Source organism: Dyadobacter sp. (assembly GCF_017744695.1).
Lineage (GTDB): Bacteria > Bacteroidota > Bacteroidia > Cytophagales > Spirosomataceae > Dyadobacter.
In genome coordinates this window covers 310,665-331,587 of record NZ_JAGIAS010000010.1, presented here as the reverse complement: position 1 = coordinate 331,587, position 20,923 = coordinate 310,665, and the positions used below count along the sequence as shown (strand labels likewise).

General features: G+C 51.5%; 16 protein-coding genes. 4 read left to right on the top strand and 12 right to left on the bottom strand.

The window, feature by feature from the left end:
* From J7619_RS29350 to J7619_RS29335, 4 genes are all read left to right on the top strand, one after another.
* Positions 1–399, top strand: a 399-nt coding sequence (locus J7619_RS29350) for a hypothetical protein (RefSeq protein WP_291207722.1), incomplete at its 5' end; no start/stop codon positions are given.
* 146 nt (positions 400–545) lie between these two features.
* Positions 546–3,947, top strand: coding sequence for a M4 family metallopeptidase (locus J7619_RS29345; protein WP_291207721.1), 3,402 nt, complete (start codon positions 546–548; stop codon positions 3,945–3,947).
* A gap of 119 nt (positions 3,948–4,066) precedes the next feature.
* Positions 4,067–4,765, top strand: a complete 699-nt coding sequence (locus J7619_RS29340) for a hypothetical protein (RefSeq protein WP_291207719.1) — start codon at positions 4,067–4,069, stop codon at positions 4,763–4,765.
* 18 nt (positions 4,766–4,783) lie between these two features.
* Positions 4,784–5,122, top strand: a complete 339-nt coding sequence (locus J7619_RS29335; RefSeq protein WP_291207717.1) for a cupin domain-containing protein — start codon at positions 4,784–4,786, stop codon at positions 5,120–5,122.
* A 1-nt stretch (position 5,123) separates the two neighbouring features.
* Here J7619_RS29335 and J7619_RS29330 read toward each other — a convergent pair whose 3' ends face one another.
* From J7619_RS29330 to J7619_RS29275, 12 genes are all read right to left on the bottom strand, one after another.
* Positions 5,124–6,512 (bottom strand): Gfo/Idh/MocA family protein, encoded by a 1,389-nt coding sequence (locus J7619_RS29330; RefSeq protein WP_291207715.1) that lies wholly within the window; start codon positions 6,510–6,512, stop codon positions 5,124–5,126.
* A 12-nt stretch (positions 6,513–6,524) separates the two neighbouring features.
* Positions 6,525–7,613: a hypothetical protein gene (locus J7619_RS29325; RefSeq protein WP_291207713.1), complete on the bottom strand. Its 1,089-nt coding sequence runs from the start codon at positions 7,611–7,613 to the stop codon at positions 6,525–6,527.
* An 88-nt stretch (positions 7,614–7,701) separates the two neighbouring features.
* A complete protein-coding gene (locus J7619_RS29320; protein WP_291207735.1) occupies positions 7,702–8,445 on the bottom strand; it encodes an SDR family NAD(P)-dependent oxidoreductase in 744 nt (247 codons plus the stop codon).
* A gap of 68 nt (positions 8,446–8,513) precedes the next feature.
* Positions 8,514–9,470 carry a dihydrodipicolinate synthase family protein gene (locus J7619_RS29315; protein ID WP_291207711.1) on the bottom strand — a complete coding sequence of 319 codons (957 nt, stop codon included), beginning with the start codon at positions 9,468–9,470 and terminating at the stop codon, positions 8,514–8,516.
* A 12-nt stretch (positions 9,471–9,482) separates the two neighbouring features.
* The gene (locus tag J7619_RS29310) at positions 9,483–10,421 is read right to left on the bottom strand and encodes a DMT family transporter (RefSeq protein WP_291207709.1); all 939 of its coding nucleotides are present in this window, start codon (positions 10,419–10,421) and stop codon (positions 9,483–9,485) included.
* Positions 10,418–11,551: a mandelate racemase/muconate lactonizing enzyme family protein gene (locus J7619_RS29305; RefSeq protein WP_291207707.1), complete on the bottom strand. Its 1,134-nt coding sequence runs from the start codon at positions 11,549–11,551 to the stop codon at positions 10,418–10,420. The genes J7619_RS29310 and J7619_RS29305 overlap by 4 nt, the downstream gene beginning before the upstream one ends.
* A complete protein-coding gene (locus tag J7619_RS29300; protein WP_291207705.1) occupies positions 11,548–12,492 on the bottom strand; it encodes a 3-hydroxyacyl-CoA dehydrogenase family protein in 945 nt (314 codons plus the stop codon). Before J7619_RS29300 ends, J7619_RS29305 begins: the two co-directional genes overlap by 4 nt.
* A gap of 30 nt (positions 12,493–12,522) precedes the next feature.
* The gene (locus tag J7619_RS29295; protein WP_291207702.1) at positions 12,523–12,903 is read right to left on the bottom strand and encodes a RidA family protein; all 381 of its coding nucleotides are present in this window, start codon (positions 12,901–12,903) and stop codon (positions 12,523–12,525) included.
* 100 nt (positions 12,904–13,003) lie between these two features.
* The gene (locus J7619_RS29290; RefSeq protein WP_291207699.1) at positions 13,004–13,789 is read right to left on the bottom strand and encodes a creatininase family protein; all 786 of its coding nucleotides are present in this window, start codon (positions 13,787–13,789) and stop codon (positions 13,004–13,006) included.
* A gap of 171 nt (positions 13,790–13,960) precedes the next feature.
* Positions 13,961–16,024 carry a glycoside hydrolase family 20 zincin-like fold domain-containing protein gene (locus tag J7619_RS29285; protein WP_291207696.1) on the bottom strand — a complete coding sequence of 688 codons (2,064 nt, stop codon included), beginning with the start codon at positions 16,022–16,024 and terminating at the stop codon, positions 13,961–13,963.
* 84 nt (positions 16,025–16,108) lie between these two features.
* Entirely contained in the window at positions 16,109–17,695 is a 1,587-nt protein-coding gene (locus J7619_RS29280) for a SusD/RagB family nutrient-binding outer membrane lipoprotein (RefSeq protein WP_291207693.1), read from the bottom strand.
* 12 nt (positions 17,696–17,707) lie between these two features.
* Entirely contained in the window at positions 17,708–20,890 is a 3,183-nt protein-coding gene (locus J7619_RS29275; RefSeq protein WP_291207690.1) for a SusC/RagA family TonB-linked outer membrane protein, read from the bottom strand.
* Between the last annotated feature and the right edge of the window lie 33 nt (positions 20,891–20,923).

Genomic DNA, 20,923 nt, shown 5'->3' with positions numbered 1-20,923 from the left:
TTGTTTTTTCTGGCTGTTTTCAGTTGTGAACGCGATAAGCCTGATCCGGAATGTCGGGATGCTTCTTGCTGCAATCCTTATTTGTTCGACTATGTCGAGTATGTAGTCGACGAACCCGTCGCATTAACGGGACCTCCTTATGACGTGTTCTATTTCGTCCGGTTTACTCGAAAATTCCCCAGTAAGACCCGCGAGGGATATCGGGTTAATATCGCTCGCATCTGCGAGAAATCCATACACAAACTCGCGGGTTTTCCGCATACCTATGATGGAGGCAAAGAGGAACCCAAATCTTTTCCATACAGGGTTTCCGGAAAACTGTTGGATTGGAACAGGGAGAAATATCTCGACATGGCTATCCTAGCTCTTTACATAGACAAAATCGAAAAAATCAACTAAAACACATACTTAGTATGAAAACACTTTTTAAAACCGCCCTCTTCGTATTATTCGCAGTATTAGTTAACTCTGCCTTAGCTCAGCCTCAATACGAAGCCTATTACCGGAGTCACCGGGATGCCAAATTTGATTCCCTTTTTAGCAGAATGACAGACCATGGTTGGCTGTTTTTGAAAGATGATCCGGCTTTACACGTATCACCAGATACCTTCATTGTGCGCTATGCGACGAACCTGGGCCTGTCAGCAGGCTACAAGCTGAAAGCGATTAAGGAAGAAACGGATACGCCGGAAGGAACGATGGTAGTAATGCGTCATCAGCTTTTTCAACTGCATTATAAGAACATACCGGTAGAGGGCAATGAGTTCAGTCTACATTCCACTGAAAATACATTGAAAACTGCTCACGGAAGAATCGTGGCTGGGCTGGATATGGACGTGGCCGGAGGAATCGATGTAGCCGTCGCCCTGCAAACCGCGCTGGACGAGCAAAGACTTACGCAGGATAATTTTGACGGCGATGCCCTTCCTACCGGCTCATTGATTCTAGCCCGAAAGGACGAGCATTTCCTCAAAGAAAGTTATCGGCTAGCGTGGGTGTTCGACCTAAAATCAGAGAGAATCCAGGAGCCTTATCGAATATATGTGGATGTACGAACTGGCAGCATTCTGAAAAAGGTTCCTTTATTCATGAACTGTTTCTTTGCATCGCACGATCAAACACAGCAAACTCAATATCCCAAAGCAGGATTAACTCCCTACAAACCGTGGATGGTATCCACCATGCTACCTAACTATAATCGTTACCTAAATGGCCAACCCCATATCACTTTTGAAACCGAACAGACGGGTGCTCAATATCGCTTAAGTGCGTATAACAACACATTGAATACGCGGATTGCTACATTTACTGTGCTGGTCAATGGCCAGGCAACATTTCCGTGGTCGTGGTACCCGGACGTGTTCAACCCCACAAACAATTGGAGTAATGCCGATCGGAATGCTACGACCGCACATTGGCTTGCGCAGAAAATGCACGACATGTGCTGGCTTCTATTTTTGCGCAATGGGTATGACGGTAATGGCAAACATCCTAGAGTTGTAGTGATTGAAGGTAATGTACCAAATGCAGGATGGATAGGGGATCAGGTCCAATTTGGACATTTTTCAAATGGAAGCAGTATGGTCACCATGGATGTTTTCGGGCACGAATACACCCATGGCGTGACCGCAACATCGGCCAAGTTGGTTTATCAGGGAGAATCCGGTGCATTAAATGAATCGATTTCGGACATCATGGGTACCACCTTGGAGTATCATCTGCTAGGCGTAAATGCCAATTACAGCCACGGTGAGGATGGCCAGACGACAAGAGATATGTCTAATCCTGGTTTATATGGCGATCCCGATACCTATCTGGGGCCCAATTGGGTCCCCACAAACGACCCTGTCGACAACGGCGGCGTCCACCACAACAGCGGCGTCATGAACAAATGGTACTGGTACATGCGCACGGGCGGTCCCACAGGTACGCCGCTGGATTACGCGAAACCGGCGAAGGTGGTTTACCGGGCGTTGAAGTTCTATTTGCAATCCAACTCCACGTATTATGACGCAGCGGAGGCAACCATACAAGGAGCGATCGATGCGTACGGCGCCTGCTCCGATATCGCCCGCCAGGCCGCCTACGCGTGGACGCAGGTAGGGATTTCACAAGTTACGCCTTGTACCGACTGCAACTTTACGATCACTACCAGCGCCTCACCGGCTGCGCCTGCGTGCGGGGCTCCGGTAACGCTTGCCGCCAGCTGTTCGGGCTCAGGGTGCTCACACATCAACAGCTTTCAATGGACTGGCAATGGGCTGGTGCAGAGCGGAAAGTCGGTTACCATCAATGCGCCTGTCGCACCGGGGTCGTACACCTACAATGTGAGTACAATCAAAACCGGCTGCCTGTTGAATGTCGTCCCGCTCAATCTCACCACACAAAACCCCTGCAACTTCAATGTGTCGGCATCAAACAGCAATGGTAACCCCGCTCCCGGTCAGGGTTTGCAATTACTTTACAGCTGCACGGGCGGCGATTGTGGCGGCGTTTCCTACGCGTGGAGTGGGAATGGGGTCAATGGCAGTACCTCCCCGCTTAGTATCAATGCGCCCGGTGCGATCGGCAGCTACACCTACACCGTTACCGCAACAAGAAACGGATGTGGTTCCAAAACTGCCACAACCAGCATCAATGTCAGTAGCGGAGGTGCCCTGAATGCCTGCATCGAGTCAGAAAATGCCAATGGCAATGGCCCCATCAGTAGTGATCCCAACGCTTCTAACGGACAGACACGCGGCGCAGAAAACAACAACAATCATTACGTCGACTATACGGTCACCGGGGTTCCTTCCAGTGGGGTTTACATCGTCAAACTCCGTTACTATTCATCGAGTGCACCGGTGGTGAGTGTGAGTGTCAATGGGGGCGGCGGGCAAACGGTCAATCTGGCCCATTCCGGCTCCTGGAACATCGTCTGGACCGAGCAGTCCTTCAATGTCAACCTCAATGCGGGCACCAACACCATTAAAATCCAGGGCATCGGAGGCGGAAGTTGCCGGCAGGACAGGATTTGTGTAACCGGAGGAGGTGGATGCAATCCGCCGAACCCGCCTTCCGTAAATGCCACCCCTTCGACGATTGATGCTGGCGGATCAAGCACCCTTTCGGCAAGCAATTGCAATGGAACAATTACGTGGTCCAACGGCCTGGGCAACAGCGGCTCCGTGAATGTAGCACCGGGGGCCACCACCACCTATTACGCTACCTGCACCGTCGGCGGTTGCACGAGCAGTCAGGCGGCGGTGACGGTGGCTGTCAACGGTTCGCCCAATTTCAGTCAATGCAAAGAATCTGAATTATCGGCAGGCACAGGTGCAATCACCAGCGATCCGAACGCCTCTAACGGCCAAACGCGGGGTGAAGAGAACAACGGCAACCATTACGTCGACTACGTCATTACCGGAGTACCGGCTGCCGGAACCTACTATATGAAACTCCGCTATTATTCCTCGGTCGCGCCCACCGTGACCGTACAGGTGAACGGAGGAAACATACAAACCGTCAACCTGCCTCATTCAGGTTCATGGAATATCGTGTGGGCGGAACAGACGATCAACGTCAATCTGGCGGCGGGCAACAATACTATCCGCATTCAGGGAGCCGGCGGTGGAAGTTGCCGGCAAGACCGTATCTGCGTGAACAGCAATGCCAATGCCAGGGTCAGTATCGGGGAACAGGAGGCAGCTCCCGCCACTGGTCTTTTCGTATCGCCCAATCCAAACTCCGGGCAATTCGAGGTTTCTTTTTATCTGAAAAGAGGAGAAAAAACCGAGCTCTCGGTGGTGGATATGCGGGGTAATGTACATTTCCGGCAGATGCTTTCCGGCGAAGGTATTCATCGTCAAAAGGTTTCGATGTCAAATATCCCTTCCGGTACTTACCTGGTACAGTTAAAAGGAGAAACCGGCAGCACGTCAACGAGGACGGTCATCCTAAAATAACGAGGCTATCTGATTTGAACGGCTGGCGCGAGTGCCCCAGCCGTTCAAACCTGCTATCCAATCCCGATAAGTCGAAACGAAGTTATTATCTGTAATCATCCATTCTAAATCGATAAACTATGAAAACGCCACTGATAATTACCATGACCCTTTACATATCCTGCTTGTCCGGTAACCTGGCCGCGCAGTATACTTCCCCAATTGAATACGGCCTATCGGCCGATTTTGGCCGTTCTTACTACGACCGAATGTATTATGAAGATTACCGAAAATTTAAAGACGATGGTCAAGGTTACATATCCCACTTTCAGTCCAACTATGTGTGGGGTGCAGGTTTTTGGATTGAAAGGCATTTTAATCGAAGTTTTTCCGGACTCACGCAACTGACTTATCACCAAACCGACATTTTGCCTGATCTTTTCAGTCAATGGTACGATTCAGGTTTTTGGTACGCGCGGGAAACTCACCATCATGCGCAGGCAGAAGTCGGTATGCGATGGTACATAAATCCCCAGTCGAAACTTCTCTTTTTTGTAGAAGTGAAAGCAGGGGCCAATATGTTTGTGGCGGCTATCGACCGGCCGTATCATGAAAAGAAGCAAGTAAATCGGGACGCATTCGGCTATGATCGCATTTTGCCGGTTGCTTCGGCAGCGGCTGGCGTCAAGTGGCGCCGGTTTGCACTAATGGCCGACTATGGTCACGACCTGCTGCGAGCCCGCCGCGACGAACCCGAAAAACTAGGTTTCATGGTAAAAAAAACGGGGATTCTGTCACAACGCATTACGGCGAAGGCTACATTTACCATTTTCAAGTAGTCTTAAATTCATTTTCAAATGCCTTTCGTCAATTTCAAAACCAATAAAGTAGTCAAAATCTGGGATGGTATTTATGGCACGCTGGGCCATTCGGAGCAGCAGACGTTCGGGCATTTCACCATCGATGCCGGAACGGTGCTTCCCGAGCATAGCCATTTCCATGAGCAATGGTGCCATGTGCTCGAAGGAGAGCTGGAATTTACCGTTGATGGTGAAACGATGCTGCTCACGCCGGGCATGACCGCCCACATTCCGCCGCACGCGCCGCATTCCGCAGTCGCGCACACGCTATGCAGGGTAATCGATTGCTTTACGCCCGCGCGCCAGGATTTTATCGAGCTGGAAAAGATGTCATAAATTAAAGCCTTACGCCCGTTGTGCCTCCTTTTTCCATGGAGATATCGATGGGCGTATTGGTTTTCCAGGCGCCGCGGGTAAAATCAGGAACGTCGATGGAGTTGGAACGGTGCGCTACCGACCATTCACTGAGCGGGCCGATAGAACTCCACAATGCGGCATCGTACACATCCTGGTCGAGGGGCAGGCCGTTACGGAGGCAGTCGATCGTACGCCAATCCATCAGGAAATCCATGCCGCCGTGACCGCCGACTTGCTTCGCCACCTCTCCTATTTTCTTCACGATGGGCGGTGTGTGGGCGGTTTCAAGCGCCTTATATTCTTCCGGGGAGAGCCATTCGTGGCCTTTGGCAATGCGGGCTGGCTCCGGGTATTTCAGTGCCGCACCTTTGGTACCGCTCACAAGCTGAATGCGGGAGTAAGGGCGCGGCGACGCAACGTCAAACTGTACCATAATGGTTTTTCCCTTTTTCGTGCGGATCGTCGACGTGTTCATCATCCCGTTGAAAGGCTTTCCCACAAATGGCTTGAAGTCCGGATCATGGGCAGCCAGACGCCTGGCGGTATCGGCCATGACAAAATCGTTGTTCGACATCGACACCAGGTAATCCATTGCATCGCCGCGGTTGATATTCATCACCTGGCAAATCGGCCCGAGACCGTGCGTCGGATACAGGTTACCCGTCCGTTGCGAAAGCTCTTTCAGCTCCCACATCTGGTAAAACCGCTCTTTGTCAAACACATATTCCTGCAAATTGTGGATATAGGCACCTTCCGCATGGGTGATTTCGCCGAAGAAGCCGTGCCGTGCCAGGTTTAATGTCAGCAGCTCCGAAAAGTCGTAGCAACAGTTTTCGGTCATCATGCAATGCTTCCGCGTCTTCTCCGAGGTTTCGACAAGCTCCCAGCATTCATCGACTGTTTTCGCTGCCGGTACTTCCACGCAAACGTGCTTCCCGTGTTCCATCGAGCACACCGCCATCGGTGTATGCGATGCCCACGGCGTTACGATGTAGATCAGGTCGAGGTCGTCGCGTTCACACAGCTTTTTCCAGGCGTCGGGACTGCTATGGTACCCTTGTGGCTTGTGCCCGTTGCCCGCCACCAGTTGAATGGCCTCCCGGACTTTCCCTTCCCGCAAATCGCAAACCGCCCTGATTTCAACGCCCGAGATCTTGTTCATGCGTTCTACGGCCGCCATTCCACGGTTACCGAGCCCGATAAAGCCAATGCGCACCGTTTCCAGCTTCGGGGCCGCATAGTTGCACATGTTGAATGACTGCGAACCGGTTGCTTGCTTCGGTGGCCTTGCCGCCGCTGCGGAAGGCAATGCCGCCGAAGCGATCCCCAGGCCGGTCATTTTGATAAAATCCCTGCGGTGCTGATCCATCGGAGGAGTGGGTTATTCATTTAAAACAGATTCACTCAAAAACTGCGGCGTGTAGCCATTTTCTCCGGCCCATTGCACTGCGGTGCGGATCTTGTCGCGGAAATCGGGCTGGTAGTTGAAATAGAACGGATAAAAATATTGCTCGTGCACCAGCAAATCGAGATACGGCGGTTTGTGACCATTCTTTTCGTGCGAGTCGAGGTGCGGTTTAATAGCTTCGAGTTTTTGGGTATCGATCACGATGCTGGCTCGTACAAAAGTGATGTCTTGCTCCGTGTCCCGCCACACAAAGCGCTTTTTGATATGCCTCCGCTGCGGTACCGTCAGATAATAGGAAGCCGGGTACTGGTCATCATCCACGTTGAAATAGCCTACCTGCGTCCAGTAACCCGCATCGCGCATCGCACGCGAGCCTGCGGCGGTAGCCTCACCCCAGTGGATGGTGGTAACCGAATGCATGACTTCCGTACCGGCAAATCGCCGGATTTCGCTCATAATGAGATCACAATCATGCTTCACCTCCTCATAACCGGCTTTCACATACGGCATGTCCGGAAACTCCTGCAATGCATGGAAGCTCAGCCGAAGCCAGTCCGCATTGGCTTTCCATTCGTTTTTGTATTGATCTGTAAAATCAGAGAGGTTGAAACCGTCGGTCTGATAAAACAGGTTCAGGTGGATTTTAGTACCGTATTCGGCATTGACCTGTTTCAAAAATCCGAGGTAAGGATTATCGAAAAGCGATGCATAACGGTCCCTGTTTTGCTGAATATCCCGTAAAAACCAGATATTATCATCGATCGACAGCCTGTAATGCCCGGCAAAATTTGGAAGTAGAAATACACGGATAGCCGTTTTCCCGCCACTAATCCGGTCTGCGGCTTCCAGCGTGTTTTCATATCCTTCCAAAACCACCTGCGCCTCAAAGTGTCCGTCAACCCGCCTGGTCTGTACGCCATTCACAGCTATTTCAGCATCTTCCGGCGCAGCGATTTTGACCGTAATTTCGAGTTTACCCTTCACAAAAACGCCGTCGAAGGCATGTAGCACGTCTCCTTCAACGGGAGCGAGAAAGGTCAGTGGGGGGGTGGAGGGATTCATAGTGATTAGTTTTTTGACCATGGACCATCGACTGACGGCCATGTCTTCGCGTTAAATATCCATGGTCGGCCGTCGGCGGTCAAACTCATTAATACGTCGCCCTACCCCCCGAAAGATCGAATGTAAACCCGGTCGTAAAGCTGTTTTCGGGGGACACGATGAATGCAGCCATGTTGGCCGCTTCTTCGAGCGTACCGCAGCGTTTCATGGGAATCTTGTCCGTCATGTATTTCACCTGCACTTCGGGCATCACATCCACGAGCGGCGTCCGGATCACCGCCGGCGCCAATGCATTCACGGTAATGCCGGTCTCGGCATATTCTTTCCCCTGCACTTTGGCCATACCGATCACAGCCGCTTTCGAGGCCGAATAGGCCAGCATGCCTGCATTTCCTTCTTTTCCGGCAATAGATGCAATGTGCAAAATCCGCCCGTAGTTGCTTTGGAGCATATAAGGCAGCACCGCTTTGGCTGTGTAAAAACTCGCCATGAAATTGATATTGAACACCTTTTGCAGGTTGGCCGTATCCACTTCGTGGCTTTTGATATTGGTAGCACCGGTAATTCCCGCGCAATTGATCAGAATATCAATTTTACCAAAACGTTCCGCCACGCGGGCCACCGCCTGCGCAACGCGCTGCTCGTCCGTGACGTCCACGCCGATGAGCTCTTCACGCTCCGGATTACCGACGAATTCCTCGTTCAGTGCCTGCTCGTTCAAATCCAGTAACCCTATTCTGGCACCCTCATTCAGCAGTTTATGGGCGATCACAAGCCCCAAACCGGAAGCGGCACCGGTAATGACGGCAACCTGATTCTCGAAAGTGTTCATCTTACCAGCGCGTTTTTGAATGGATTTAGACTTGCCGGTTTTAAAAATACTTTTTTCTTCGTTCTTAATCACGCTTTCAAGAAGGTTGTTTCCAGTGACTTGATTTCCCACGTTTCGTCATTAATAACATCCAAAACCCTCTGATTCAACTCCTTAATATAAGCAACAGATGAAGGATCAGGAATATACGCGGCTTTGCGAGCGATGCTGTTTTTAAGGATACCCCGGGCCATCAGCAGCTCCTTTTCGGCGTAATGGAAGAGTTCCATGTTTTGCAGCGAAAAGAATATCTGCGGCATTACCTTTTCGAACAGATCGAAGGCCTTTTGATGCGCCCCCTGATTGCGGAGGGTAAATACTTTCTGCAAAATATCCGACACCGCCAGCCCCGGCATGACACCGCGAATTCCCAGCGGGATGAGTTCCAGCATATACAAGCCGCCCCATCCTTCAAAAAGTCCGATTTTTCCGGCTGTTTCCTTGATAATGCTTTCAAACTTGGGTGCGCAAAGCGGCTCTTCGAGTTTGAGGTATTTGAAATTCGGATGACGTTCCATCAGGTCACGGATGAAGCTGACGCTGATCGACGGGCCGCCCGGGTTAAAATCCTGGATCAATACCGGCGTGTCGGGGATGGATTGTAAAAATCCGGACAGATAGGCTCTGAGAGAGTCCTCCGGCAGGCTGAAAATCCGCGGCACCGCCAGCGACACCACATCCGCACCGGCTGCTACATTCGCCTGCGCAAGCCTGATAGCCTGTCTCAGCGAGGGGTGATTGGATTGCGCGACGATTTTCACGCGTCCGGCCGCCTGCGACACCGCTACCCGCACGACCTGTAACTTCTCGTCGTCGGTCAGTTTGTAAAATTCGCTGGCATAAGCGGGCAAACATACCGCCTCGATACCGCTCGCAACGGCGAAATCGATCAGGTCGCGGAGAGCGGCTTCGTCAATCTCCTCGTCTTCTGTAAATGGCGTCGGGATAATGGGTACGACGCCGGACAGTTCGTTCTCTGTATTCATACTCTTAGGGTTTTATGGATTGGCATTGACCAGTTCTTCCTGCTTTTTTTCCCGCGCGGCCTTGCTGTCTACAATGGTGAGTATCAACGTCGACGCGAGTACCAGGATGCCGCCGATAATGGCTTGTGTTTTCAATGTTTCGCCCAAAACGAAAGCCGCTATCGGCAGTCCCATGAACGTAATGAGGTAATTGGATAATGCGACCTGAGTGGCATCGAGGTATTTGAGTACCTTGAAAAACAGCAGCATCGACAGGAAGTTGTGAAAAAGCGTCAGCGCGATCATACCGGTCCAGGTCTGGGCCGTGTAATGCGGTATCACGGAAAACATTTCGGGTTCGTAATACCACACCAGCGGCGCGAGCAGGATCACCATCACCAGGTAGGTGTAAAAAACCATTTCCATTTCGCTGTATTGCTCGGCGACTTTCTTGCAGCCGACGTTGTAATAGCCGTTGCCGAGTATCGCCAGGAATATCAGCAGGTTACCGACCGCATATTGCGAGCTCATGTCCATGTTCCGGATATCGTCGGTGGAACAGAGCAGCACGCCCACAATCGCAATCCCGAAGCTGATCCAGCGGATGCGGTTCATTTTTTCTTTCAAAATAAAAAAAGCAAAAACCGCCGTTACGACCGGCAATGCGAGGATCAGGATGGCCGCATTGCTTGCAAGGGAATACTGCGTGCCCCAGGTCATGAGCACCTGCGACGGGAATGCGCCAATGGCCGCCAGTTGTACAAAAATGAGTACGTCTTTGAGCTTCTTATTTCCCTTTTTAAAGTCCCGCCAGGCATAGGGGGCCAGGAAAACCGTAGCGAGCAGCATGGGCAACCACACGGTAAAATAGGGCCCAACCTGATCCTGCGTGAGCTTAATGCACGTGAAATGGAACGACCAAATCAGGTTGCAGAAGAAGAGTATGGACCACGAAAAAAATGCCTTCTTCATGAATGCGCGGTTAGGGTTTTTCCGGTTTGATATTTTTGTAGTGCCTGCTGGTCGAGCGTAATGCCCAACCCCTCGCCCTGAGGTACTTTCGCGGCCCCGTTTTCAAATACAATCGGGTCGTTCAGCAAGTCATCCACCCGCACCAGCTCCCCGAAAATGTCCGAGGGGATGGTACAGTTAATGCTCGCCGCCGCAATATGCAGGCCCATGGTTTCGGAAACGCCCAGATCGACCTCCGATCCACGCCAGCAGTGTTTTCCTTCCAGGTGCGCGATCTCGGCCAGCAGTACACAGTTATATGCCGAGCCATTGAAATTGTAGCCGTCCGCCGCATCCGCACGAACGAACGTGATCATATCGCGGATGTCCTGCGTATACGGGAGCGAAATGTGCCGGTACAGCGGAATACCCAGGTGTTTTTTCAGGTATTTGAAACCTTCCACGTCCGCATGAAGGATCGGGTCTTCGAGCCCCAGCATGATGTCCATTTCCACGCCTTCCATCAGTTTCATCGTCGTTTCGACATCGTTCCAACGCTGGTTAGGGTCCAGCAGGACCTTAATGCCGTCGCCGCATCGCTTTTTAATCTCTTCCGTCCAAAGCCGCACCGGGTCTTCGTCGGAACATTTGAATTTGAAAACCTGATGCCCCTTGTGCATCGCTTCGAAAGCTTTTTGCGCCGCATCTTCCGGTGTTCTCCGGCCGGTCCAGCCCATGCAATCGACCGTTTCGCGATAGCTTCCGCCGAGTAACTGGTACACCGGCACATGTAGCAGCTTCCCCACCAGGTCGAGTACGCAGCTTTCGAAAGCTTCATAAATACGCTGGTCGGTAACGGGTAACCGCCGCCAGTTCAGTTTTAGCACATCCTTACCCACGAACTCCTGCAAAGTTTCGCGGATCAGCTCGCCCGACGCACTGCGGTAGGTCTCGCCTATGCCCGTGTGCCCGCTCGCGAGGGTCATTTCGATGATCCATTTGGGCTGGTTCGCGAACTCTGTCCAGCTTTCGCCGGTCAGGAATTTTTGCGCAAATGCAATGTCCTTATCCAGTACTGTTTCAGAATTGAGGCTTCCGGGTTTGGCCGGCACGATCACTTCCGTGGCACGGACCGATACAATTGTTGTCATTTCTGCGGGTATTTTTCAGCCAGCTTCCGGATGTCGTAGCTGAAATCGATAAATGCTTTTTCCCAGGCTTCTGCGCTCTCGCGGGTATAGGGGTAAAACCCCTGCGCATTGCTCACGCCTTTTGCCCCCGATGCTACGAGTTGTTCCATCATTTCGGGCGGCGTCTGCCGGTTGTCGAGATCGGGGAACAAATCCTTCATGACCGTCAGGTAGGCCGGAATGCCCGTTAAATCCATAAAGCGGAACGGGCCCGCGAATGTGATCCAGTACCCCAGGTCGTTGCGCAATGAGCGGTCGACATCCTCCACTGTGGCATAGCCGTTCTCCACCAGATTGAATGCCTCCCGCAACATGGCATACATAATGCGGTTGGTGATAAACCCGCGAATATCCTTCCTCAGTAACGAGGGCTCCTTGCCCCAGCTTTCGGCCAATTTCACGATGCGCTCCGCACATTGAAGGTCCGAGTCTTTCCCGCAAATCACCTCCATAAACCGGGTAATATGAGCTGGCTCGGCCCAATGTATGCCCAGGAGCCTTTCTGGGTGCCACAAACCGGACTGCAAAACCGACACGGGTATCGCCGACGTGTTGCTGCCGATAATGGCCGTATTGGAAAGAACAGTTTCCAATGCATTATAAACAGCCTTCTTGGCTTCCACATCCTCGGTAATCGACTCGATCACCACCTCATGATCCGCCAGTTCCGCAATATTGGTCGTAATGCTTATGCGGCCGGCCACCGTTTGGGGGGATTCTTTCAGCATGCCTTCGTAGTGAAGTTCCGTCAGGTAGGCCAAAATGCGTTTGCGGGCCGGCTCGGCTTCACTTTCGTCTTTGACCAGCGACGTCACCTCGTGCCCTGCCGCAAGAATGCAGGTAGCGATGCTGCTCCCCATCAGGCCAAGGCCAACGGTACCGATGCGTTCTTTTAAACTCATTGTTTTAATGCAAAAAACTGGGTGCTTAAACTAGCCGATCAGCGCAATGGCGTCGATCTCAATCTTGATCCCGTCCGACAATACCGATTGCACGGTGGTACGGGCAGGTAGAATACCTGTAAAAAACGAGGCATAAGCCACATTGTATCGGTCAAAATCATGGATATCCGCCAAATGCACCGTGCATTTCATAATATCGTCGACTGTTCCTCCCGCGGCTTCCACGACCTTCTTCACGTGTTCGAGCGTGAGCAATGTCTCCTCCTCGATCGTACCGTGCTTCACCTCGCCCGTTGCCAAATCCAATGGCCCCTGCCCGCTCACGAACAATAAGCCGTTCTTCAAAACACCGGCTGAATACGCGCCGGTGCTGACACTTTTATCGGGGTGCTTGATTTCCTGTTTGGGCATATAAAAGGGCTTTAGGCCGTAGGCTTTAGGCTTTAAGCTTAAAGCAATTGGTTATAAAAAATTAAACAACTCCATTTTTGATCTCGGAAAAGCTTATAGCTTAAAGCCTACGGCCTAAAGCCCACTCCGCAAATGCTTCCAGAAATACTACCAACGCTTCCGTGGCCTTACTGATTAAATGCGCCCCTTTTTCAGCGGTAGCTTTTTGCGGCTCACCGCTGCTGCCGTTGCTGGAAATGAAGGCGGTTTGTTTAAAAAGCGTTACGCCGCGGCTGGGCTCATCGTCCTCCCAGGGGATGTAGCCGTTGCTAACAGGTCGTTTGGCGCGTTCAGCTTTTTCCATCCAGACCTTTTCAGGAAAAAGATGTAGCATCATACTCGTCTCGTACTCGCACGCATGGCTGAGCGCGGGGCTTTCCATAGGCGCTTCGCCGGCAAAAGGCTCTCCTCCGAGTTCCCAATAGGTCACTAATGCGATGTTGGCCGCGTTGGCCTGCTCGAAATTGCTGCTGAGCACCGCAAGCGCCTGCTTTACCGGCGTGATATTACCACCGTGGCCATTCAGCAGGACGATCCGCCGGAAACCGTTTTGCAGCAACGACTCTACCATATCTACAATGACCTGTGTGTATAATGCCGGCTTAATGCTGATCGTCCCTCCGAACGACAAGTGATGATGGCTTGAACCGAATGGCAACGTCGGACACAAAAGCACTCGCCCGGGCAGAAGCGCTTCCGCGGCACCCGCGAGGTGCGTCACTATATCCGTATCCGTCGACACCGCCATATGCGGCCCGTGTTGTTCCGTCGCACCGAGCGGGAGTACCACTACGGCGTCTTCGACGGATGTCCGGATCGATGGATAGTTCAAATGGGCGAATAACATAGCAGCGGCTTAGACAGGCGGTTGATCAAATGTATTGATTAATTTTTTGTTTACAAAATTTATATAAAATAGTTTACAAAATAACTTCTCCATTCTTTTCACACCAATTATTCCCGTAAAATTCACAAAACCACTTTCGGTCAGCGAATAGCCAAATTGGTATCCGAAAACCTAGAAGTCGGGCTTAAATAGCACCTCGAACGACTGGTCCGCCACGTGGTCGGGCTTGTTCTCGACACGGTAACTAATCACCTTCAGAGATAGCTTCTGCCACAAACCATACTCGACATCGAACCTGCCGAGCATGGTATTGAGCCGATAAGGCAGGTATTCCGACCGCCACGCTTCCGAATAGGCGGTTTTCAGTTCACCCGCCTCATCCATCACATCCACCAGCAGGCCATGACACGGATACACCAGGTCATAAGCCACAAAATCATTCTTTTTCCGCTCCAACATCGACTCATTCCAGCGGTCGCAAATGGTTTTCGCCCATAAAAAACGCGTAGCCGAATAGGTCATCAACCTCGCTGTCACGATCATGGATTGGATAAATGCGGTATCTTTTGGACTGCATCTGGCCAGCGCCGTAATCAGCTCCGCCTGCGCCGCCTCGCTCAATTGGCGTGCTTTGCGGAAATCTGACGCATGCTCGCGAGTATTTTTGAGGTAGTAGGCCAAAAACGGGTTCGACCAGCTTTCGACGATCGTTCCACGGGGCATACCATTGGTGTTTCGACCCAGGCATTTATCAAGTGCCTTGTTCGAATCCGCGAGACGATCGAACGCCATTTGCATTTCCCCGGCCACCTGCGGATACATCACATGACTGTACATTTCTGTAAAGCGTGCTTTGTCAGGCACGTAACCTTGCCACGCCCCGATGCAGCCATAAGCCATGAAAAGCCAGGATGCACGCACAAATGGCTCCACCGGATCTGTCCATACCGAATGAATAAATCCCAAGGCATGGTGCTTAACTCCGGCCTGAAGGCATAAGTCGATATTGTTGTAGGTATAATCGGCATCAGGATAAATATGCCCCCAACCGGACACGGCAGGCTGTATAAAAAAAGGTTTTTGCTCCTTCAAAATCGGATTCAAATACCGGTTAATCTCGACAGTATCAGGTTTATATTCCCACAAAACCGGGATTACCTCTGCCGGGATCTTCTTAATAATATCCGGATAATAGTTGTTCATATCCGTCCACGCAAGCACAGTTTTACCATACTTTTTAAGCTCCGCCTGAACGAATGTCAACTGCTGCACCCAAAGATCCTCGGAGTTAATGCGCGCATCCTTGTCATCGGCAATGCGCTTGGTTTCCCAGGTTTCGTCAAATCCGACGTGGATAAATGGCCCCGGAAAAAGCCCGGCGTATTGGCTGATCCAGTCTTTCAGCAAGGCATTCGTCTCGGGCTTGCGCGGATCGAGCTCGTGCCCGTACTGCCCGATTGCGAGACCGGCATACTGCTCATTCCGCAGCAATTCATGCAAATGACCGTACAAATTCAGGAACGGAACCACATCCATGTGCCTCTGCCTGCCATATGCAATAATCTCCCGCACCTGCGCCTGCGTGTAACCCGAGCGGTACGCGATGTTTGGAAAGCCCTTCAGCTCGATACTAACCTCATTGTAAAAATAGTACTGATTCGTTTTCCAACGCGCCAGGAAGTCGATCTGGCGTTTGATTTCGGCGACAGTTGGCAGGCCACCGTGCGCAAAATCCATCATCACCCCGCGGTACGTCAGGGCCGGCTTGTCTTCGATAACGACACCCGGAATAAATGCATTTTTCCCCTGCCCTGTTATCAGTTGCCGCAATGTTTGCACGGCATAGTACAACCCCGCGGTAGTCTCGGCCTCCACGCGCACGCCTCTGCCGGACACCGTGAGTTTGTAATGCTCGCGATTACTTTTACCATCTTTTTCAGAGACTTCAGGCAATGCACCTCCTTCCTTTCGAACGACCCATTGAAATGTCGCCGAAGCGAAAGAAGGTGCACTTTTAATACCCTGTCCAAGATGCTCTCCTGCTATAATTTTCAATTCCTGTAACGCGAACCGCACCTCGTCGCTGGCCGACGGTGGCACCGATACAGTCAGCAACGAGATCGGAAATTTCTCTTCGGAATAGCGCGCCGTTTGCGGTTGCGGAAATAATACCGGCCCATTTTGTGCAAAAACAGGCATTACAAACAAGCAAGCAACAAGCAGGCGGAGAAGCATCGTTTGAGTTAAGAGTTTAAGAGTTTATGAGTTTAAAGTCATGAGCACTTTTACCTCATGAACTTTGAACTCATAAACTCCATTTTAGTTTTTATCCCACCAAAGCGGCGTAGCGGCATTATCAGGCCCGCCGAGCATTTTAACGGCCTTTTCGACCTCAGCTGCATTGGTTTGTTTTTCCGTATCCAGGAAAGGCATCCGGCGGATGAATTTCCCTTCCGGCAGGTCGGCATTTTCGCTATGAACGATCGGATAGAGCTTCGGAAGGCCTGTTCTTCTCACTTCGGCCCAGCCTTCCATGCCGTCCGGGAACAATGCGAGCCATTTCTGCTGAGCCACCTGCTTGCGCTGCATACTTTCGGAAGCACTCCATTTCACCGGATAGTCGTTTACCGCGGGAGAGTTCATACCGTCCTTTGGCGCAATAGGAACCGCCGTATTGGCAATGTATTTAGCGATAGCCGCCTGATCGGTCACGCCCCATTGCGCCATCGACATCTGAATACCTTTTTTATAAAAATCTTCTGCGGTACCGCCCATATTCCAGCCGTTGAGCGCACCCTCCGCGCGGAGGAAATATGCCTCTGCGGCATGCAGGATATTCTGAGGCACATTGTACGTGGTTTTCCAATCGCTTCCCACCCAGGTCGCCCAGCGTGTACCCATATTGGAATTAAAGAGCCGCGAATTGATATCTATGATCTTTTCCGAAGTGAATAATCCATTGCGCACACCCTCGTAGGTACCCGTAGAAACCGACGGCTGGAAGTAAATCGGCAGGCGCGGATCTTCATAACCCTTCAAAATCGATTCCATGGAAGCACTCATGCGTACGTCGTCCCAGCCCGCCGTTACGGCCAATCCGTTGTATTCAGCATAGGTTGTGGTCGATTTCGGCATGTAGGCATCGTCGGCAATCTCCGTAATAACTCCGGCTGCAACGGCCGCCTCGGCCTGCTGCTTGGCCATTTCCGGGTTCACTTTCGATATCCGTAACGCGAGGCGCAGGCGGAGCGTGTTGGCAAACTTCATCCAGGCAGCAGCAGGGGCCGCATTCTTGTTGTAAACGAGGTCGTAAGTACCAAAAGGCTTATCACCGGAATGCGACTTAAGAACAGTAGAGGCGGCGTCTAGCCGCTTGAAAAAATCGTAATAAATGGAATCCTGCGGCGTGTAGGAAATGTAGCGCTTGCCGGAAGCCGCGTCGGAATAGGGAATCGGACCGAAGTAATCGGTGATCCGGTGAAACATCCACACCCACCAGATGTTCGCCAATGCATTCTCGGCACTTTGCGTTTCGGTACCCGCCATAATGGTTTTCAGTTGCGGGGCCGCAGCAGTGTAAACAGGGTTCCAGCATGCTGGCATCCAGTCCTGGCGGATCACGTAACGGTCGGTCGGGAACGAATGCGCGGCCTGCGACAGAAACTGGGAGTACACCGAGGCAATCGTACCTTCCCCCACTTCGAAATTGTCGGGGCTCAAGGTAGGGGTCATCAATGCGTAGGCAAACATGAACGGATATTCTTTGCTGCCTACGCTGCTTATTTTGGTCGCGTCGGTGTTCAGCGAATCGAAATTGTCGGTACAACTTGTCAGGACGGCCGCCACGATGGCCACCGGCAGCATTTTCGTGAGTACCCGACTTATATTTTTTATCCTAGTCAACATAATGAGCTGTTTTTAGAATGATAGTTTGAGGTTCAAGCCGATATTCCGGGTCGAGGGCAAATTGAAATATTCGATACCCTGGTAGTTACTGTTACCGAGGCTCATTTCAGGATCGAAATCCATTTTCCGCTTGCCTATGCCCGGAATGTCCAGAATCGCATTGCCACGGTAAATGAAGAAAAGGTTGCGAGCAACAACCGAGAGCCTTGCCGCACTCAGGAAACCGGGCAGGTTTTTGAAATCATACCCGAGCGAAACCTCCCGTACGCGTACGTTCGTAGCATGGTAGGTAAAAAATTCCCCCCACGAATAATCGCCCTGCGCTACGGTTTGCCAGAACGTCTCTGCATTAATCGGCACGGTATTCGGAGCACCTTCGGCAGTCACGCCCTCCACCACCCACGAGCCCGCATCGCGGTACTTTTCAGTATCGACGCCGGTGCCATTGTAGGCCATTTGCGCAGCGGTACCCGACGTGATCACCCCACCGAATTTACCGTCCACAAGCACACTCAGCGCCCAGTTTTTATAATTAAAGTTATTACTGAAACCGGCCGAGAATTTCGGGTTATAGTTGCCAAGCTTTTCATCGCTTTCCGTTTTCATCGGGACGCCTTTGTCTGTGACCACATACTTGCCATTTAGCGTCTTCCATTTATAACCATACAAATCCCCGAATGAACCGCCTTCCACGATGAGAGGATTCGCAGTCCGTAGGCTCGTTGTCGCGCCAAGATATAGTCGCTTAACCCCATCGTACAACTCCAGCACTTTGCTGTTATTCATTGCATAGTTGAGGCCCATATTCCATGTAAAATCCTTTGCAACAACCGGTTTCACACTCAATATCACTTCAAATCCCTTGTTCTGTATATTTCCGGCATTCACATTCAGTGTAGAATAGCCAGAGGAAGCAGGTGAAGCCACCCCGAAGAACTGATTTTTAGAGTTCGTTTTATAATAAGTCAGGTCAATGCCTAGTCGGTTATTGTAGAACCGCCATTCAGTACCTATTTCTATCGATTGTGTCAGTTCCGGCTTCAAATTAGGTATTGCTTTGATGTTGCTGCTAGAAATGTAGCCCCCAAAACCGCCACGGATATAGGTATACGTCTGAGCTAAAAGATAAGGGGCAGCATCATTACCCACCTTCGTGAAAGATCCCCGCACCTTGCCCAGGTTTATCCATTGCGGCAGTTTGACCATCTCCGATATAACTGCCGACAAGCCGACAGAAGGATAGAAGTACGAATACGGCGACGGTAGCGTGCTCGACCAATCGTTCCGGGCGGTGAGGTCGAGGAAAAGATAGTCCCGGTATCCAAACTGGACCGTTCCGTACAATGATTGCAGTTGCCGTTTCGCTGTTGCGGTTTCGGTTTTGAGCGTTGTGGCATAACTCAGGTCGTATTTGTTGGCGAAACCAAGTCCGTCGGCCGCATTGATCCGGTGCCGCATGCTTCGGTTCAATATTGAACCACCCAGGTTATACGTCACCTTGAGATCCGGCGCGATGTTATTCGTTCCGGTCAGCAAAAGGTCGGCATTGCGCTCAGCAATGTAATCGTTGCCTTCCGAATAGTACCCACCCGGCTGGCGGGCGTAGTTGACGGTATTGTTGGCGTATTTCTGCGTAATGAAATCATTGTAGCTATCCGAGCTCACCCTGCCCTGGATGTTCAGCCAGTCGGTTAGTTTGTATCTCAAAACAAACAACCCTGTAACGCGGCTGCGGTTTTCATCGCGATGCGTATTGTTGATTGTCCAGTAAGGGTTCATATACACCGCGTCGGGACTCGTCCAGTAGGTAGGTGTTTCCACCCCGGTAACATCCACCTTTTTGTAAGATTTAAGTGTTTCAGGATCAACGCTGCGCGGCATCCGGTACACGTTCGCGACTACCATACCGTCGCCCCCCACACCTGGCTTGTTGAAAATATTCTGTAACATATAAGTCACCTTCGCATCCGCGGAAAGCCGGCTGGTAATATCGTAGCTAAGCCGCGCATTGAAGGTATTACGGGACAGGCGGTTATGCGGTACAATACCATTAATGTAGTTGTTGGCATAGGAAAAATACGACTGCACTTTCTCCGAGCCCCCGCTTACGCCCACGGAATTATTGGTAGAAATCGCGGTCTTGAAAAAGTCTTTGATATTGTCGGGATAGGCTTGCAGCGAAACAGTATTGCCTGCCCAATCCTTCACACTCTGGCCAGCAATGCGCTCGCCCCAGCTACCGTTGGTCAGGGTCGAGTACTTACCGCCTGAACCCTGGCTGTAAGTGTTCTGCAACGACGGCGTCACCAATGCTTTATCAAACGTAACACCTGAATTTACATTCACATTGATCTTGCCGCTTTTCCCCTTTTTAGTGGTGATCATGATCACCCCGTTCGCAGCGCGGCTGCCGTAGAGCGCCGCTCCCGCCGCACCTTTCAACACGTTAATCGACTCGATATCATCGGGGTTAATGCTCGACGCGCCATCGCTCCCGCTGTGCCCGCCGGCGTCGTAACGCACCTGACCCGCCGGTGTGGAATTGTCGATCGCCACACCATCCACAACAATGAGTGCGTTGTTCGAGCCCTGAATCGACCGGTTACCACGCAGCACGATCCTGGTAGCGCCGCCGGGGCCGTTCGCGGACGGCGTAATGGTAAGCCCCGCAATTTTTCCGGAAAGGGTATTCGTAAAATTCGCGTCACGGATTTCATTCACCTGATCGCCCCCTATTTTCTGGGTGGCATAGGTAAGCGTTTTAGCTGCCCGCTCGATCCCTAACGCCGTCACCACCACCTCTTGCAGGCCCATGGCGTCATCCAGTAGCGTAATATCTCCCAGGGCGCTCCGGTTGCCGATTGCAACCTCCTGCGTTTTCATCCCGATGTAGGAAATAACAATCGCCACCGCGCTCTCAGGCGCAGCAATGTCAAAATTCCCGTCCTTGTCGGCAATAGCGCCCAGTGTAGAATGCTTCACGACAATAGACGCCCCGGGCACAGGTGCCCCTTTCTGATCGATAACTTTCCCTGTAATCTTTTTATTCTGTTGTGCATAGGTCTGACTGAAATGCGCTGCCGAACAGAGCATACATATCATCAGCGAAAGGATTCGCAAACGGTTACGTAAACGAAACCGCAGCAAGGGAATCTCCGAAGGGAGGGATTCCGGGAATTTTAGAGATTTTTTCATAAACAAAGATTTCGGAACAGTAATGGGTTTAAT